The sequence below is a fragment of the Streptococcus sp. HMSC064H09 genome (assembly GCF_001812625.1).
In the GTDB taxonomy this organism is placed as follows: domain Bacteria; phylum Bacillota; class Bacilli; order Lactobacillales; family Streptococcaceae; genus Streptococcus.
Genome location: NZ_KV809579.1, coordinates 4,762 through 22,360 on the forward strand (window position 1 = coordinate 4,762; position 17,599 = coordinate 22,360).

Consider the following 17,599-nt stretch of genomic DNA (forward strand, 5'->3'; position numbering starts at 1 on the left):
TTAGATCTTTATAAGAGTCAGGCAACTGAATTTCTGATTGAAGGAGATACCTTGATTCCACCGTTTATTGCACTTGAAGGTTTGGGTGAGAACGTTGCTAAGCAAGTGGTTGCTGCGCGTGAAGAAGGGGAGTTCCTTTCCAAAACAGAATTGCGTAAACGAGGAGGTCTATCATCAACCCTAGTTGAAAAATTGGATGAAATGGGAATCCTAGGAAATATGCCAGAAGATAATCAATTAAGTCTTTTTGATGATTTCTTTTAATAGCTAAAGAGAATCGTCATCAACTTTGAGAGAATGGAGTCAGTCTCCGTTCTCTTTTTGTTTAGGGGTCTGCATGTGATGCTAAAAAGTCAAAGCTGAGAAGAAACCTTTTTCTTCGTCTTATGGTATACTGATAGAAAATTATAGTTTCGAGGAGTTAATCATGGTTTTACCAAATTTTAAAGAAAATCTTGAGAAATATGCTAAATTACTGGTTGCTAATGGGATTAATGTGCAACCTGGTCACACAGTGGCCTTGAGCATTGATGTAGAACAAGCAGAGCTAGCTCACCTCTTAGTAAAAGAAGCCTATGCTTTAGGAGCAGCTGAGGTAATTGTTCAATGGTCAGATGATATTATTAATCGCGAGCGCTTCTTGCATGCCGATATGGACCGCATCGAAGAGGTTCCTGCCTATAAAAAAGCTGAGATGGAATATTTGTTGGCCAAGAAGGCAAGTCGCTTAGGTGTTCGTTCATCAGATCCAGGTGCCCTTAATGGTGTAGCTCCTGAGCGTTTATCTGCTCATGCAAAAGCTACTGGAGTGGCCTTTAAACCTATGCAGGTGGCAACTCAGTCTAATAAGGTTAGTTGGACTGTAGCTGCTGCAGCTGGTAAGGAATGGGCTAAGAAGGTCTTTCCCGATGCTTCGAGTGATGAGGAAGCTGTAGATTTACTTTGGGACCAAATTTTCAAGACCTGTCGTGTTTATGAAGAGGATCCTGTACGTGCCTGGAAGGAACATGCTGACCGTTTGGATGCTAAGGCACGCCTACTCAATGAGGCACAATTCTCAGCCTTGCATTACCAAGCACCTGGAACAGATTTGACTCTAGGGTTGCCTAAAAATCACGTTTGGGAGTCTGCAGGTGCCATCAATGCGCAAGGTGAAGGCTTTCTTCCTAATATGCCAACAGAAGAAGTCTTTACGGCACCAGATTTTCGTCGTGCAGATGGCTATGTCTCAAGTACAAAGCCTCTAAGTTACAATGGCAATATTATTGAGGGAATCAAGGTAACCTTCAAAGACGGTGAAATTGTAGATATCACAGCGGATCAAGGTGATGAGGTGATGAAGAATCTCGTATTCAACAATAATGGGGCGCGTGCTCTAGGTGAATGTGCTTTGGTACCAGATCCAAGTCCTATTTCACAGTCAGGCATCACTTTCTTTAACACTCTTTTTGATGAGAATGCATCCAACCACCTAGCTATTGGAGCAGCCTATGCTACCAGTGTTGAGGGAGGGGCAGACATGACAGAAGAGGAGCTTAAGGAAGCTGGTCTTAATCGTTCTGATGTACACGTAGATTTTATGATTGGTTCAAATCAAATGGATATTGATGGTATCTGCCAAGATGGTAGTCGTGTACCAATCTTCCGAAATGGGGATTGGGTAATCTAAGTATGATGGAGAATTTATCATGATTGGAAGTATGATAGTTGGTTTTCTAATTGGCCTTATTGCTTCTGCTATATCAAATAGGGGTGAACGTATGGGCTGTATTGGCAAGACCTTTGTTGGATGGCTAGGTGCTTTTGTTGGTCAGCTTCTTTTTGGAAATTGGGGACCGATGTTAGCAGATACTGCTATAGTCCCTTCGGTGCTAGGTGCTGTTATCTTATTAGCCCTTTTTTGGAATCGTAATAGTTAGAAATGAAAGAGTTCTGAGGTATTGGTTAGATATCTAAGGACTCTTTTTTCTTATTTTTTCATTTTCATATACCACTTTTAGAAAAACTGTGGTAGAGTAATAAAAACAGCATCTATTTGGAAAGGACTAGAAATGAGTGACTTAGATAAAAATATGGCTGTAAAAAGTATGGTAGTTATGCGTAAGGCTTTTCGTACCATCGATGCCAAGGTTTCTGAGACCTTTAAAGAATTTAATTTGACACCAACTCAATTTGGAGTCATGGACGTGCTTAATGCTAAAGGACGTATGAAGATTGGCGAATTAATTGACCGCATGCTTGCTACCTCCGGTAATATGACTGTCGTCATTAAAAATATGGAGAAAAAAGGCTGGCTGACGCGAGAAGCCTGCCAAACAGATAAGCGTGCTTTCGAGGTTGATTTGACGGATGAGGGACGTCGTATTATTCAAGCAGCAATCCCCCCACATCAGCGAGCTATTGAGGAGACTTTTTCCGTTCTGACACCTGAAGAGCAGGCACAGTTGGTAGAGCTACTGAAAAAATTTAAGAATGTCTGAGCATATTTCTTTATATTTCTAATGAAACCGCATATGTTACTATGTAGTACTAATTATTAATTGTTAGAAATACAAAGGAAATGTATCATGAAAAACATTCTATTTATCGTTGGGTCTCTTCGTAAGGGATCATTTAACCACCAATTAGCAGAAGAAGCTGAGAAAATGCTAGCTGATAAAGCTAATGTTTCTTATCTTGACTATAGTCAAGTACCTGTTTTTAATCAGGATTTAGAAAGTCCGGTTCTTCCTGTTTTGGCAGAAGTTCGAGAGCAGGTCTTGGCAGCAGATGCAATCTGGATTTTCTCACCGGTTTATAATTTTTCAATTCCTGGGCCAGTGAAAAATTTGCTTGACTGGTTGAGCCGCGCCCTTGACCTATCAGATCCTTCAGGACCATCAGCTCTTCAAGATAAGATTGTAACTGTGTCATCAGTTGCTAATGGTGGTCACAATCAACTTTTTGATGTCTACAAAGAATTGTTACCATTTATCCGTACCCAAGTGGTTGGTGATTTTACAGCGACACATGTAAATGATACAGCCTGGGTGGATGGAAAATTCGTAGCAATAGCAGAAGTTCTTGAAAGCCTTCAGACTCAAGCAGAGGCTTTGGTTGAAGCGATTAAATAAGAATAACGAATACCCGAGATATTTAGCTTCGGGTATTTTTATATGCAACAATGAAAAAAGACACCCTAAGGTGTCCTCGTATTATGAAGGCGGTAGACGGATTTGAACCGACGATCAAGCTTTTGCAGAGCCGTGCCTTACCACTTGGCTATACCGCCATAACAGATACCATTCTATCGAAAAAACAAAGATTCGTCAAGTCTCTTTCATCAAATTGGCTGGTTGATTATTCAAACTGCCTATTTACAAGAAATATAAAGAGGCTGAAAGACATTCAACCTCTTTATATTTCTTGTAATTGTTGTAGATAGATTACTAACACGTATGTTTTGATTATTGTCTAATCAAGTAATCAAAGGCTCCGATAGCAGCTGTAGCACCAGATCCCATGGAAATAATGATTTGTTTGTAGGCGCTGTCAGTACAGTCACCTGCGGCAAAAATACCAGGGATATTTGTTGAACCAAATTTATCAACGATAATTTCTTGGCGTTCATTGAGTTCAATACCACTGTCTTTGAGCCAAGCAGTACTTGGTACAAGACCAATTTGGACAAAGACACCTTCAAGATCAAGATGTTTTTCTTCGTTTGTATCACGCTCAACGTAACTCAAACCAGTCACATGATCTTGACCAAGAATTTCTTTGGTTGCAACGTTCTTAAGAATGGTTAGATTATCAGTTTTAGCAGCTCGTTCTTGTAAGACTTGATCTGCCTTTAATTCAGGCAAGAACTCTAAGACTGTAACGTGTTTAGTAATACCCGCTAAATCCAAAGCAGCTTCCAAACCTGAGTTACCACCACCGATAACAGCAACATCTTTTCCTTCAAATAGAGGACCATCGCAGTGTGGACAGTAAGTAACCCCTTTATTGCGGAATTCATCTTCGCCAGGAACGTTGATATTACGCCATTTGGCTCCGAGAGCTAGGATAGCCGTTTTAGATTTTAAAACGGCACCGTTAGCCAGTGTCACTTCAATAAGTTCTTTCTTCTCAATGCCAGTGGCTAATTGACTTTTGATGATATCAACATCATAAGATTTCGTATGCTCTTCAACTTGGGCCATTAACTTAGGACCTTCTGTATATAGCGTACCAATCATGTTCTCAATACCAACTGTCTCGATAACTTGTCCACCAAAAGTTTCTGCTAAAAGCCCAGTTTTAAGCCCTTTACGAGCAGCGTAAATTGCAGCACTGTTTCCAGCAGGACCACCACCAATAACCAAAACATCATAGACACTTTTATCAGCGAAAGCCTCAGCTTCAAGTGGTCCGTCCAACTTTTCTACAAGCTGTTCAATGGTTGCACGACCAGACGTAAATTCTTCTTGGTCTTTGTAAACCGTAGGAACAGACATAATACCTTTGGCTTTGACCTCATCTTGATACATACCACCTTCAATCATAGTGTGAGTGATATTTGGGTTCAAAACAGCCATTATATTAAAGGCTTGAACAACGTCTGGACAATTGTGACAGGTTAGTGAAACATAAGTTTCTAAATCGATGGGTTTATCAATCTTCTTGATACGTTCGATAATATCCTCATCAACTTTAGGTGGACGACCAGAAACTTGCAAGAGAGCTAAAATGAAAGATGTGAATTCGTGGCCCATTGGTAAGCCTGAGAAAATAACACGACTTTTTTGCCCTTTTTGTGCAATACCAAAACTAGGTTGACGTTTTAAATGTGTTGATTCAAGACTAATGCGGTCAGACATAGCAACAATCTCGTCTAGAAATTCTTTTACTTTACGAGAATTATCATCATCCCCTAAATCTGTTTGTAATACAATATCAGATTCTAGTAAATTTAAATACTGCGCTAATTGTGTCTTGATTTCTTTATCTAAGACCATGGATACCCCCTGGTTGTTAAATTTTACCTACAAGATCTAAGCTAGGAGTAAGTGTTTCAGCTCCTTCTTTCCATTTGGCTGGACAAACTTCACCTGGATGTTGACGAATGTATTGAGCAGCACGGACTTTATCAACAAGAGTACTTGCATCGCGTCCAATACCATCAGCGTTAATTTCCATCATTTGGATAACACCATCTGGATCAATAATGAATGTACCACGTTGTGCGAGACCATCTTGTCCAAGAACATCAAAACCTTGTGAGATGTGGTGTGAAGGATCCCCAATCATAGGATAAGTAATAGTTCCAACAACATCTGAGTCATCATGCCAAGCTTTGTGAACAAAGTGAGTATCGGTAGAGACAGAGTAAACCTCTACACCAAGAGATTTAAGAGCTTCATATTGTTCTTGAAGGTCACCGAGTTCAGTTGGGCAGACAAATGAAAAATCTGCAGGATAGAAGCAGAAGACCGCCCATTTACCTTTAACATCTTCATCTGTAACAGTAATGAATTCCCCGTTGTGATAAGCCTGTGCTGAAAATTCAATAATTTCTTTTCCGACTAATGACAAAATAATGTCCTCCTCTATTTTTAATAGCCTAATTATAAACAAAATACTCATCAACCTCAAAGAAAACGATTGCAATTTTAATGAGAGGGGATTTTTCTAATGGTCAGACTGGTTTTAGAGCTTGTCAAATGTCACTTTTTTTGATAAACTATTATAGTTGCGTAAAGTGACAAATACTCATTCTAAGCCGATTGTGGTCTTGTTGCCGCAGGGTGGGACTGCAAGTCTAAAGCTTAGAAGAGGAAAAAACAATTTTTAAGGAGAAATACTCATGGCAGTAATTTCAATGAAACAACTTCTTGAGGCTGGTGTTCACTTCGGTCACCAAACTCGTCGCTGGAATCCTAAGATGGCTAAGTACATCTTCACAGAACGTAACGGGATCCACGTTATCGACTTGCAACAAACTGTAAAAATGGCTGATACAGCTTACGAATTCGTTCGTGAAGCAGCAGCTAACGATGCAGTAATCTTGTTCGTTGGTACTAAAAAACAAGCAGCTGAAGCAGTAGCTGAAGAAGCAACTCGTGCTGGTCAATACTACATCAACCACCGTTGGTTGGGTGGTACTCTTACAAACTGGGATACTATCCAAAAACGTATCGCTCGTTTGAAAGAAATCAAACAAATGGAAGCTGATGGAACTTTCGAAGTTCTTCCTAAGAAAGAAGTTGCACTTCTTAACAAACAACGTGCACGTCTTGAAAAATTCTTGGGTGGTATCGAAGATATGCCTCGCATTCCAGATGTAATCTACATCGTTGACCCACACAAAGAACAAATCGCTGTTAAAGAAGCTAAAAAACTTGGTATCCCAGTTGTAGCGATGGTTGATACAAACGCTGATCCAGATGAGATTGATGTAATCATCCCAGCTAACGATGACGCTATCCGTGCCGTTAAATTGATCACTTCAAAAATGGCTGATGCTATCATCGAAGGTAACCAAGGTGAAGATGCTTCTGCAGATTTCCAAGAAGCAGCTGCAGCTGATTCAATCGAAGAAATCGTTGAAGTTGTCGAAGGTGACAACAACTAATCTTTAAGATTGGTTTGGGCTCAATGCCCACTAAAGATACGACAAACACCTAAGGGGCGGGGCTCAGCCCTGCCCCTTAGTTTGATAAAATAAATTTGGAGAAAAACAAAATGGCAGAAATTACAGCTAAACTTGTTAAAGAATTGCGTGAAAAATCTGGTGCTGGTGTCATGGACGCTAAAAAAGCATTGGTTGAAGTTGAAGGTGATATCGAAAAAGCAATTGAATTGCTTCGCGAAAAAGGTATGGCTAAAGCAGCTAAGAAAGCTGACCGTGTTGCAGCTGAAGGTTTGACTGGTGTTTACGTTAACGGTAACGTTGCAGCAGTTGTTGAAGTTAACGCTGAAACTGACTTCGTTGCGAAGAACGCTCAATTCGTTGAGTTGGTAAACGAAACAGCTAAAGTAATTGCTGAAGGTAAACCAGCTAACAACGAAGAAGCACTTGCATTGACTATGCCTTCAGGTGAAACTCTTGAAGCTGCATACGTAACTGCTACAGCTACTATCGGTGAAAAGATTTCATTCCGTCGTTTTGCAGTTGTTGAGAAAACTGATGCACAACACTTCGGAGCTTACCAACACAACGGTGGACGTATCGGTGTTGTTTCAGTTATCGAAGGTGGAGATGATGCTCTTGCAAAACAAATCTCAATGCACATCGCAGCGATGAAACCAACTGTTCTTTCATACACTGAATTGGACGAACAATTTGTTAAAGATGAATTGGCACAACTTAACCACGCTATCGATCAAGATAACGAAAGCCGTGCTATGGTTAACAAACCAGCTCTTCCACACCTTAAATATGGTTCTAAAGCTCAATTGACTGATGCTGTTCTTGCTCAAGCTGAAGAAGATATCAAAGCTGAGTTGGCTGCTGAAGGTAAACCAGAAAAAATCTGGGATAAAATCATCCCAGGTAAAATGGACCGCTTCTTGCTTGACAACACTAAAGTTGACCAAGCATACACACTTCTTGCTCAAGTTTACATCATGGACGACAGCAAAACAGTTGAAGCTTACCTTGAATCAGTAAACGCTTCAGTAGTAGAATTCGTTCGCTTTGAAGTTGGTGAAGGTATCGAAAAAGCATCTAACGACTTTGAATCAGAAGTTGCAGCTACAATGGCAGCAGCTCTTAACAACTAATTCTAGTTGCTAGATAAAAAGAAAAGAAGTTACGTGAATGAATCGTAACTTCTTTTTTGTTGCTATTAAAAAAACGTCTGAGCATGCCCCAGACGTTGAAAAAAGTAATTAATGAGCGAAGGTATTTACACCAAGTAGAAGAGAGAGTGTTCCCATGATGATACCTGCAAGGATAACCCCAAGCATAACAGCAATAACACTACGTTTAAAGTCCCAATCTAGGATAGATGCTGCTAGGGTACCAGTCCAAGCTCCTGTTCCTGGAAGCGGAATTCCCACAAAAAGTAGAAGGGCCCAGAAGACACCCTTATCTCCAGCAGCTTTTTCAAGTTTTTGGCCACCACTGTGACCTTTTTTAAGACACCAGGTAAAGAAGCCACCAATTAGAGGTTTATCTGCCCCCCATTCGAGGACACGGCGGGCGAAGAAGAAGATAATTGGAACTGGAATCATGTTCCCAATGACACAAAGAATTAGGGCTTGCCACCAAGGGATACCTGAGGCGATAGCAACAGGAACGGCTCCACGGAGCTCAACCAAAGGAATCATAGAGATTAAGAGTGCAATGATGTATTTCATGAGTAACCTTTCATAGGGGAATAAAATAAGAGATAAGACTCAAAATGACATGAGCTTTATCGAGAGTGATAAGACTAATACTACTGCGAAAGTGCTAAAAAGTACTTGTTGGATTAGGTGGGTCTCAGCCTGTCAAAGTGGATAGAAAATTTGAATCAAACACCTTAAGTTACCTAATATTTTAGTCTTATTTATTGTATCTTATATGGTCTCTAATGACAACTTTAAAAAGCTTTTTGAAGGTATAGTTTCCCATGAGCTGACATTTTTGGTATAATAATAGTCAGTTATAGTCAAATTAGACTGGAGGAATTAAGATGGCAAGAAATACATCAGATAGTATAGAAGAATATATTAAAGAATTGCTGGGCCAGTCTGGAATTGCTGAGATTCAACGCTCGAACTTAGCAGATACTTTTCAAGTTGTACCGAGTCAGATTAATTATGTTATTAAGACCCGCTTTACAGAAAGTCGTGGTTATATTGTTGAGAGTAAGCGTGGAGGTGGCGGTTATATTCGTATCGTCAAAGTCAGATTCTCTGACAAGCACCACATGATTAATGATTTGCTTCAGAACTTAGCGGATCAACTCAGCGAGCAGGTATTTACAGACTTGATCCAGTTGCTTTTTGATGAAAAAATCATCACAGAACGTGAGGGAAATTTGATTTTAGCAACTGCTAGTGATGATATTTTAGGCGCAGATGCGGCTGCTATTCGTTCGCGTATTCTACGCTCGCTATTACTTAGATTGGATAGAAAAGGAAATTAGATGACGACATATTCAAGAAAAATGCAGGCCATTTTCCATCGTGCGCAGCTTGAGGCAGAGCGTTTTGGAAGTCCTTTTCTGGAGACTTGGCATGTGCTTCTGGCTATGGTTGAGGTTCCAGGATCTGTAGCCTACCTAACATTTACTGATTTTGAGGACCGTATTCGTGCGGAAGAGATTGAGACCGCTGCTGTACTAGCGATGGAGAAAAGTCCAAAAGACTTGTCTGAATCAGATATTATCGATTTACGTGCACAGTCACATGCTTTAGGGGCTATGTTGCAAGAGGCAGAGGGAATTGCTGGTGTGACTGGTGCTGTAGAGGTAGGGTCTGAACATGTATTGATGGCCTTTCTCCTTCATAAGGATTTGATGGTTTGTCGTCTCCTTGAAGTTGCTGGTTTTCAATATAAGGATGACAGCGATAAGCCTCGTATTATCGATTTACGACGTTCTTTGGAGCGTTATGCAGGTCTTAGTAAGCAAGATTTGAAGGCCATTCATGATCTTCGTAAGCCTAAAAAATCAAAGACATCAGGAAATTTTGCTAATATGATGCAGCCTCCTCAATCTTCTACTGGGGAGTTGGCAGATTATACCAAGGACTTAACGGCAGTGGCCGAGTCAGGTGCTCTTGATCCTGTTATTGGACGTGAGAAAGAAATTTCACGCATGATTCAGGTTTTGAGTCGTAAAACGAAGAATAACCCAGTTCTTGTGGGTGAAGCAGGTGTTGGTAAGACGGCACTTGCGCTTGGCTTAGCACAGCGTATTGCTTCAGGCGAAGTACCTTTTGAGTTGGCTGATATGCGTATCTTAGAGCTTGATATGATGAGTGTGGTTGCAGGAACACGTTTCCGTGGCGATTTCGAAGAACGTATGAATCAGATCATTGATGAGATTGAAGCTGATGGAAAAATCATTCTCTTTATTGACGAATTGCATACGATTATCGGTTCTGGTTCAGGTATTGATAGTACCTTAGATGCGGCGAATATTTTGAAACCCGCTCTAGCACGTGGAACCCTTCATATGGTTGGAGCAACTACTCAAGCTGAGTACCAGAAGCATATTGAGAAAGATGCAGCTCTTTCTCGCCGTTTTGCTAAGATTACAATCGAGGAGCCAAGTGTAGCTGAGGCGATTGATATTCTAAAAGGCCTACGGTCGTCTTATGAAGACTATCATCGTGTAACGATTACTGATGAGGCGGTTGAGACAGCAGTCAAGGCAGCCCACCGTTATTTGACGAGTAAAAACTTACCTGACTCTGCCATTGACCTTTTAGATGAAGCGAGTGCAACTGTTCAAGGTCGTATCAAAAAAGAAGCCAAACTTGAAATAACGCCTTTGGACGAAGCGCTTCTATCTGGTGATATGAAGGCTGCTGTTAAACAATATAAGGCTAGCCAAAAAGCAAAATTACCAAAACCTGCCTTGGTAGATGCAGATCAGATTATGCAAACCCTTAGTCGTCTATCAGGTATTCCTGTTGAGAAGATGACTCAGGCAGATAGCAAGCGTTACTTGAATCTGGAAGCAGAGCTTCACAAACGTGTTATTGGTCAAGACGAAGCAGTTTCAGCGATTAGTCGTGCTATTCGTCGTAACCAGTCAGGTATTCGTACTGGCAAACGTCCGATTGGTTCCTTCATGTTCCTTGGACCTACTGGTGTTGGTAAGACAGAATTGGCCAAGGCTTTGGCGGAGGTTCTCTTTGATGATGAGTCAGCTTTGCTTCGCTTTGACATGTCAGAATACATGGAAAAATTTGCGGCTAGCCGCCTTAACGGTGCTCCTCCAGGTTATGTTGGATATGATGAGGGTGGTGAGTTAACAGAAAAAGTTCGTAACAAGCCTTACTCAGTTCTTCTTTTTGACGAGGTAGAAAAGGCTCACCCAGACATTTTCAACATTCTCTTACAGGTTTTGGATGATGGTGTCTTGACGGATAGTCGAGGTCGTAAAGTCGACTTCTCAAATACCATTATCATAATGACTTCGAACTTGGGGGCGACTGCTCTTCGCGATGATAAGACTGTTGGTTTTGGTGCTCGAGACATTTCTCATAATCATCAAGCTATGCAGTCACGTATCATGGAAGAGCTTAAGAAGGCCTACCGTCCAGAGTTTATCAACCGTATTGATGAGAAGGTTGTCTTCCATAGCTTAGAGGAAGAACAGCTTCGTGAGATTGTCAAAATTATGGTAAAACCGTTGGTTTCAGCTTTGGCTGAAAAAGGGATTGACTTGAAATTCCAACCAGCTGCCCTCAAGCATTTGGCTAAAGATGGCTATGATGTTGAGATGGGTGCTCGTCCATTACGTCGCACGATTCAAACTCAGGTTGAGGATAAGTTATCTGAGCTCTTACTAGGCGGCCAAGTAGTGAGTGGACAAACCCTTAAGATTGGTTGTTCGAAAGATAAATTAACCTTTACAGTAGTGTAAAGATTAAACAAAAAGACAGATTACAGGTGTAGTTTGTCTTTTTGTTTGTGTCAACAGGAGTCAAGGTAGAGTCAATCTTTCTGTAAAGTTGGGTAAAAGAAAAAGCCGAGCAAGGCTCGACTATAAGGTTTAGAGTTTTTCGTTGACAAAGGTGACAAAGTGATTCCACCAGACCTTGAGGAAGAAGCTTTTCTTAACTTCTTTACCAGCAACCAGTTCCATGCTAGGCATACCTTGGTTAGGTAGGTAACCTTCTCCGACAAGTGACTTATCTTCAAAGGTAGCAGTTCCAACCTTGTCTCCTGGTTTGACAGGAGCTTGGACTTGATTTGTAGTAACTTTAATATGTTTACTATTGTTAGCATCTATTTTTTGGATGATATTAAAGTCAGACTTAGCGACGGCAGTGACTTGCTTAGATTTACCATCAATAACATGGGCTTGACTTTTACCGATAGCTTGTCCTTTTTTGGCAATGGTCTTGCTTTCCCAATGATAGACTACGTAGTTAAGTAGGTCATTGGTTGCAGTGAAACGGGCGTAGTCATCAGTATCGGTATTATCAGCATTCATAATGACTGTGATAATGCTCATGCCACTTTCATTTGAGTGGGCCACGAAGGAAGCACCGGCCAAATCGGTGGTACCTGTTTTTAGACCATCAACTCCCTTGCGGTAACTAGGTTGTCCCTTAAGCATGTAGTTGAAGGTTTTAAGTTTGTTGACACCATCAAAATCAGCCTCGGTTTTTTTAGTGATATCGAGAATTTCAGGATATTCTTTCACCACGTGTTGCGCAATGATAGCAACGTCCTTAGCACTCATGGTGTTTTCTTCGTCAGATTTAGAGCCTGGATAGATATTGTCACCTAAGTAGGAATTATTAAGACCAGAGGCATTGACAATCTTGGCATCAGTGATACCCCAATCTTTAAGTTGGGCTTTCATCATATCGACAAACTTGCTTTCGGTTCCACCGATTTCCTCAGCTAGAGCAATGGATGCACTATTGGCACTGGAAATAAGGGTTGCGTCAAGGAGCTGTTTAACAGTGTACTTACGGGCATCTAGTGGAATATTGGATACTCCGGCACTGACAGTTAGTTCAAAGGGATAGTCAGAAATCTCAACTTTGCTATTCCATTTGAGGTCTCCCTGATCTACCGCTTTATACACCATGTAGGCCGTTAGGAGCTTGGTAATAGAGCCAATCCCTGTAGAGGTAGTGGCATCTTTTTCGTATAAAATTTTGCCAGTAGTCGCTTCGACAGCGATGGCATGTTTGGCTGCGGCATCATATCCTTTTTTCTTATCTGCTGCAAAAGCAGGGGCTACGCTTCCCAGACAGAGTAAGAAGGTCATCATAAGCGTAATCAGTTTTTTCATGGTTTGTTCCTTCATGTGTTTTGGATATTTATTATACCACATTTTGAGAGGAACTTAAGGTGTTGAGAAGGGGCTTTTACTTACAAGACCAATTTTGAAGGCAAGATAAAACTACCTTTTGATAGCTAAAAGGTAGTTTTGTGTTTACTTGTTTCCTGTAAAGAAATTAACGATATGATTCCACCAAACTTTTAAGAAGAAACTTTTCTTGATAGATTGGTTGGCTGTTACAGAAACTTGAGGTGGCTCAGAGATGTAACCTGTTCCTACGAGATTCTTATCATCAAAGGTTGCTGTTCCAATAGTGTCACCTTTTTTGATAGGTGCTGTTATGGTTTTTGCTTTGATTTTAACAGCATCATTTTTGCTGTTTATTTTTTGAATGACTGTAAGGTCTGACTCGAGCTTAGCAGAGATGGTTTGACGGTCTCCATCGGCTACCTTAATATCATTTTTCTTGACGATTTGTCCTTTGGTGTTGAGGGTTTTGATTTCCCAGTTTTGAGTCACATAATCTAGCAACTCATTTGTGGCTGTGAATCGAGCAGCTTCATCCTCTCCGCCATTGTCCGCATTCATAACAACTGTAATCAAACTCATGCCATTTTCATTGGAGTGGGCTACAAAGGATGCCCCTGCAAGTTCGGTTGTTCCAGTCTTGAGTCCATCAACGCCTTCACGGTAGCTGTCTTGCCCCTCCAACATGTAGTTGTGGGTCGTTAATTTGTTGTCACCTTCGAAGTCAGTTTCGGTTTGCTTGGTGATTTCAAGTACCTGAGGATAGTCTTTAATGAGGTGGTCCGCAATAATTGCAACATCTAGGGCGCTCATCGAATTCTCGTCATCTGGTTTTGAGCCAGGATAGCGATTATCCCCAAGATATTTATTATTTAGACCAGAAGCGTTATATAATTTAGCATCTGTAATGCTCCATTCTTTTAGTTGTGCTGTCATAGCGTCAACGAAGGCACTCTCTGATCCTGAGATTTTTTCAGCCAGAGCAATAGCAGCACTGTTAGCGCTGGAAATGAGGGTGGCATCTAGGAGTTGTTTAACAGTGTATTTTCGGGAATCCAGTGGGACATTTGAAACTTCTGAATCAACGGTTAAGTTGAAAGGATAGTCTGAAATATCTACTTCAGTGTCCCAGGTAATTTTTCCTTGATCAACTGCTTTATAGACCATGTAGGCTGTTAGGATTTTAGTCATTGAAGCCACACCATCAGGGGTAGTGGCGTCCTTTTCATAGAGGACTTTTCCTGTAGTTGCTTCGATAGCAATCGCATGTTTAGCGGAAACATTGAAGTCATCTGTCTGTTCTTGTGCTAGAGCAGGTGTTGCTAGGCCTAGTAAGATTAAGGCAATCATAATGATGTGTTGTAATTTTTTCATAGTCATTCCTTTGTCTCTCATAAGTGTTTATTATATCACAAAACAACTTAAATATCTGAGAGAAAGGGAGACTTGGGTGCTAACTTATGCCGGAGCTCTGCCATTTTTGACTATATTATGGTAAAATGAAAGTTATATCAAATGAATGACATAAAGTTGACCGGTTCGTTTTTGTAAGGACTGGTCATGGATAAAAAGAGGGATCAAACATGGCTAAACAAACTTTTGAGATGACCTTTGCAGGACGCCCGCTTGTCGTTGAAGTTGGGCAGGTAGCCAAGCAGGCTAATGGTGCTGTCGTCGTGCGTTATGGAGATACAACTGTATTATCAACAGCTGTTATGTCTAAAAAGATGGCAACGGCAGATTTCTTTCCTTTACAGGTTAATTACGAGGAAAAAATGTATGCAGCTGGCAAGTTCCCGGGGGGCTTTAACAAGCGTGAGGGTCGCCCTTCAACAGATGCCACTTTGACTGCTCGCCTCATTGATCGTCCTATTCGTCCTATGTTTGCGGAGGGCTTTCGTAACGAAGTTCAGGTCATTAACACGGTCCTCTCTTATGATGAGAATGCTAGTGCTCCGATGGCGGCTATGTTTGGGAGTTCTTTAGCCCTTTCTATCTCTGATATTCCTTTCAATGGTCCAATTGCTGGGGTTCAAGTGGCCTATGCTGCAGAAGATTTTATTATCAATCCAAGTGCAGCGGATAAGGAAGTTTCACTTTTAGACTTGACAGTGGCAGGTACCAAGGAAGCTATCAATATGGTAGAGTCAGGTGCTCAGGAATTGTCTGAGGATATTATGTTGCAAGCACTCTTGAAGGGACATGAGGCTATTCAAGAGTTGGTTGATTTCCAAAATTATATCGTTGCAGCTGTCGGTAAGGAAAAGGCTGAGGTTGAACTTCTACAAGTTGATGCTGATTTGAAAGTCGAAATCGAAACGGCTTATTATGATCAGTTAGCTAAGGCTGTTCAGGTGGAAGAAAAACTGGCGCGTGAAGCAGCAACCCAGGCTGTAAAAGAAGAGGTCCTCACTTCTTATCAGGAACGCTTTGCGGAAGATGAGGATAAGGAAACTATTCTGCGTGATGTAGCAGAAATCCTTGAGCAGATGGAGCATGCCGAAGTGCGCCGTTTGATCACAGAAGACAAGGTTCGTCCAGATGGCCGTCGTGTGGATGAAATCCGTCCTTTGGACGCAGAGATTGACTTTCTTCCTAAGGTTCATGGTTCGGGTCTCTTTACACGTGGTCAAACTCAAGCCTTGTCAGTTTTGACTTTGGCACCTATGAGTGATACACAACTTGTTGATGGTTTGGATCCAGAGTATAAGAAACGTTTCCTTCACCACTATAATTTCCCTCAGTATTCAGTGGGTGAAACAGGGCGTTATGGTGCACCAGGTCGACGTGAAATTGGTCACGGAGCCTTGGGTGAACGTGCCCTTGCTCAGGTTCTCCCAAGTGTTGAAGAGTTCCCTTATGCGATCCGTTTGGTAGCAGAAGTCTTGGAGTCAAATGGTTCTTCCTCACAAGCTTCTATTTGTGCAGGAACCTTGGCGCTTATGGCTGGTGGTGTACCGATTAAGGCACCTGTTGCAGGTATTGCCATGGGACTTATCTCAGATGGTACTAACTACACTGTCCTAACTGATATTCAAGGTTTGGAAGATCATTTTGGAGATATGGACTTTAAGGTAGCTGGTACACGTCAAGGAATTACAGCTCTTCAGATGGATATTAAGATTTCGGGTATTACACCGGCCATTCTCGAAGAGGCTTTGGCTCAAGCAAAGGTAGCTCGTTTTGAAATTCTTGATGTTATTGAGTCAGCAATCGCTGAGCCACGTCCAGAATTGGCACCAACAGCACCTAAGATTGATAGCATTCAGATTCCTGTTGACAAGATCAAGGTTGTCATCGGTAAAGGTGGCGAAACTATTGACAAGATTATCGCTGAGACTGGTGTCACAATTGATATTGATGAAGAAGGTCTTGTTCAGATTTTCTCTAGTGATCAGGATGCCATTAACCGTGCTAAAACCATCATCTCTGATCTTGTACGTGAAGCTAAGGTTGGTGAAGTTTACACTGTACCCGTTGTGCGTATTGAAAAGTTCGGTGCCTTTGTCCACCTTTTCAATAAGACAGATGCTCTCATCCATATCTCAGAACTAGCTTGGGAACGTACTGAGCATGTCGAAGATGTGGTTAAAGTTGGGGGTACGGTAACTGTTAAGATTATCAAAATCGATGAAAAAGGACGTATCGATGCCTCAATCAAGGCCTTGCTTCCTAAGCCTGAAAAACTTGATGATGGGGAAAATGGAGGAGAGCATCGTCACCGCCGTCGTTCTCATCATAAACCACGCCACCATAATGAGAGTGGTGAAGCACCGAAAAATCCTGATAAATCAGAAACGAAAGAACAGACAGAAGAATGACAGAAAATCAAGAATTGCAAGCTTTTGATGAAACTCTAAGAGAATTTTTAAAGGAACCAGACCACTTTTTAACCAGTCTGGCTTTGGTTAATCATCTACAACGTACTCCCGTCTTGGCTGCCCAAGACCTCTACGCAGTTGAAGTGGAAGGCAAGAAAGTTGTTCCTGTCTTCACTAATGAACAGGACCTACAATCTTTCAAAACTACTCAAGAGAGTGCTCGAGAGCAAACTTGGGTAGAACGTTCGAGCTTAGATGTTTTAACACAACTGGTTCAGGCAGAGCTTTTTGGTCTTGCTTTCAATTTAAAAGAGGATGGTGACTTCTCAAATACCACTCTTTTTGCAAGCAGTGAACTCATCCAGTTTATCAACTATTTCACTCAGACCCTTAATAATCTTTTGGGTGAGGAAAATCAAAAGGCAGCTCCTAAAGATAAGGTTTATCTTGTTCCAGCCTTCATTCACAAACGCGAGGAAGATGGCCAGGATGACCGTTTCTTTGCGACCATGTCGAATGCAGAGGGACAGAGTTATGTGCCTGTGTTTACGAACTTAACGAGCTTTGCAAAATGGTACGGTAACGAGACTTTTGGCCTACCTTTCCGTAAGGCTAAAGGGACGATTTTGCAATGGCCACTGTCAGAAATTTATCAGCCTTCAACAGGTGAAAATGAGTTGGATAAGGTTCAAGGTATTGTCATCAATCCGTTTGATGAGCAGCCTGAGTTAGTCGACTGGTCTTATTTTGAAGGGGATAGCGAGTAGACCTAGTGTTAGTAGCTTTCCACTTTAAAGAATAATAGGGCCACAGCAAGCAATAATA

16 protein-coding genes and 1 tRNA gene are annotated in these 17,599 nt (G+C 41.4%); 11 read left to right on the forward strand and 6 right to left on the reverse strand.

Features of this window, described 5'->3' with window-relative positions; all coding sequences use genetic code 11:
• The 5 genes from HMPREF2867_RS11335 to HMPREF2867_RS04765 form a co-directional block, all read left to right on the forward strand.
• A partial coding sequence (locus tag HMPREF2867_RS11335; protein ID WP_176744099.1) for a helix-hairpin-helix domain-containing protein occupies window positions 1-264 on the forward strand: 264 nt, incomplete at its 5' end.
• A 163-nt stretch (window positions 265-427) separates the two neighbouring features.
• A complete protein-coding gene (locus HMPREF2867_RS04750) occupies window positions 428-1,669 on the forward strand; it encodes an aminopeptidase (protein WP_070576117.1) in 1,242 nt (413 codons plus the stop codon).
• A gap of 19 nt (window positions 1,670-1,688) precedes the next feature.
• Complete coding sequence (locus HMPREF2867_RS04755; RefSeq protein WP_002889604.1) at window positions 1,689-1,919, forward strand: GlsB/YeaQ/YmgE family stress response membrane protein; 231 nt, start codon at window positions 1,689-1,691, stop codon at window positions 1,917-1,919.
• A 132-nt stretch (window positions 1,920-2,051) separates the two neighbouring features.
• On the forward strand, window positions 2,052-2,480 hold the full coding sequence (locus tag HMPREF2867_RS04760; RefSeq protein WP_002886332.1) for a MarR family winged helix-turn-helix transcriptional regulator: 429 nt from the start codon (window positions 2,052-2,054) through the stop codon (window positions 2,478-2,480).
• 87 nt (window positions 2,481-2,567) lie between these two features.
• The gene (locus tag HMPREF2867_RS04765; protein WP_070576120.1) at window positions 2,568-3,113 is read left to right on the forward strand and encodes an NAD(P)H-dependent oxidoreductase; all 546 of its coding nucleotides are present in this window, start codon (window positions 2,568-2,570) and stop codon (window positions 3,111-3,113) included.
• 87 nt (window positions 3,114-3,200) lie between these two features.
• Here the strand turns inward: HMPREF2867_RS04765 and HMPREF2867_RS04770 are convergent.
• From HMPREF2867_RS04770 to ahpC, 3 genes are all read right to left on the reverse strand, one after another.
• Window positions 3,201-3,271 (reverse strand) — tRNA-Cys (locus HMPREF2867_RS04770).
• Between the two features lie 175 nt (window positions 3,272-3,446).
• Window positions 3,447-4,979: an alkyl hydroperoxide reductase subunit F gene (ahpF, locus tag HMPREF2867_RS04775; RefSeq protein WP_070576123.1), complete on the reverse strand. Its 1,533-nt coding sequence runs from the start codon at window positions 4,977-4,979 to the stop codon at window positions 3,447-3,449.
• Window positions 4,980-4,995: 16 nt separating this feature from the next.
• On the reverse strand, window positions 4,996-5,556 hold the full coding sequence (ahpC, locus tag HMPREF2867_RS04780) for an alkyl hydroperoxide reductase subunit C (RefSeq protein ID WP_037599758.1): 561 nt from the start codon (window positions 5,554-5,556) through the stop codon (window positions 4,996-4,998).
• Window positions 5,557-5,827: 271 nt separating this feature from the next.
• Between ahpC and rpsB the strand changes: the two genes are divergently transcribed.
• On the forward strand, window positions 5,828-6,595 hold the full coding sequence (gene rpsB, locus HMPREF2867_RS04785) for a 30S ribosomal protein S2 (RefSeq protein ID WP_002886342.1): 768 nt from the start codon (window positions 5,828-5,830) through the stop codon (window positions 6,593-6,595).
• A gap of 110 nt (window positions 6,596-6,705) precedes the next feature.
• Window positions 6,706-7,746 carry a translation elongation factor Ts gene (tsf, locus tag HMPREF2867_RS04790; protein ID WP_002886343.1) on the forward strand — a complete coding sequence of 347 codons (1,041 nt, stop codon included), beginning with the start codon at window positions 6,706-6,708 and terminating at the stop codon, window positions 7,744-7,746.
• A 108-nt stretch (window positions 7,747-7,854) separates the two neighbouring features.
• Here the strand turns inward: tsf and HMPREF2867_RS04795 are convergent, their stop codons facing one another.
• Window positions 7,855-8,325: a COG2426 family protein gene (locus tag HMPREF2867_RS04795; protein WP_004182164.1), complete on the reverse strand. Its 471-nt coding sequence runs from the start codon at window positions 8,323-8,325 to the stop codon at window positions 7,855-7,857.
• A gap of 317 nt (window positions 8,326-8,642) precedes the next feature.
• On the opposite strand from HMPREF2867_RS04795, the gene HMPREF2867_RS04800 reads away from it, so the two are divergent.
• Complete coding sequence (locus HMPREF2867_RS04800; RefSeq protein ID WP_002889615.1) at window positions 8,643-9,098, forward strand: CtsR family transcriptional regulator; 456 nt, start codon at window positions 8,643-8,645, stop codon at window positions 9,096-9,098.
• Window positions 9,099-11,549 carry an ATP-dependent Clp protease ATP-binding subunit gene (locus tag HMPREF2867_RS04805; RefSeq protein WP_004182161.1) on the forward strand — a complete coding sequence of 817 codons (2,451 nt, stop codon included), beginning with the start codon at window positions 9,099-9,101 and terminating at the stop codon, window positions 11,547-11,549. It abuts the gene before it with no gap.
• Between the two features lie 129 nt (window positions 11,550-11,678).
• Here the strand turns inward: HMPREF2867_RS04805 and pbp3 (HMPREF2867_RS04810) are convergent, their stop codons facing one another.
• Window positions 11,679-12,935: a D-alanyl-D-alanine carboxypeptidase PBP3 gene (pbp3, locus tag HMPREF2867_RS04810; protein WP_022496763.1), complete on the reverse strand. Its 1,257-nt coding sequence runs from the start codon at window positions 12,933-12,935 to the stop codon at window positions 11,679-11,681.
• A 144-nt stretch (window positions 12,936-13,079) separates the two neighbouring features.
• Window positions 13,080-14,327, reverse strand: coding sequence for a D-alanyl-D-alanine carboxypeptidase PBP3 (gene pbp3 / locus HMPREF2867_RS04815; RefSeq protein WP_070576126.1), 1,248 nt, complete (start codon window positions 14,325-14,327; stop codon window positions 13,080-13,082).
• A 209-nt stretch (window positions 14,328-14,536) separates the two neighbouring features.
• Between pbp3 (HMPREF2867_RS04815) and pnp the strand changes: the two genes are divergently transcribed.
• Together pnp and HMPREF2867_RS04825 are read left to right on the forward strand one after the other, a co-directional pair.
• Entirely contained in the window at window positions 14,537-16,774 is a 2,238-nt protein-coding gene (gene pnp / locus HMPREF2867_RS04820) for a polyribonucleotide nucleotidyltransferase (protein WP_070576129.1), read from the forward strand.
• Window positions 16,771-17,541, forward strand: coding sequence for an SseB family protein (locus HMPREF2867_RS04825; protein WP_070576133.1), 771 nt, complete (start codon window positions 16,771-16,773; stop codon window positions 17,539-17,541). The genes pnp and HMPREF2867_RS04825 overlap by 4 nt, the downstream gene beginning before the upstream one ends.
• Window positions 17,542-17,599 lie beyond the last annotated feature (58 nt).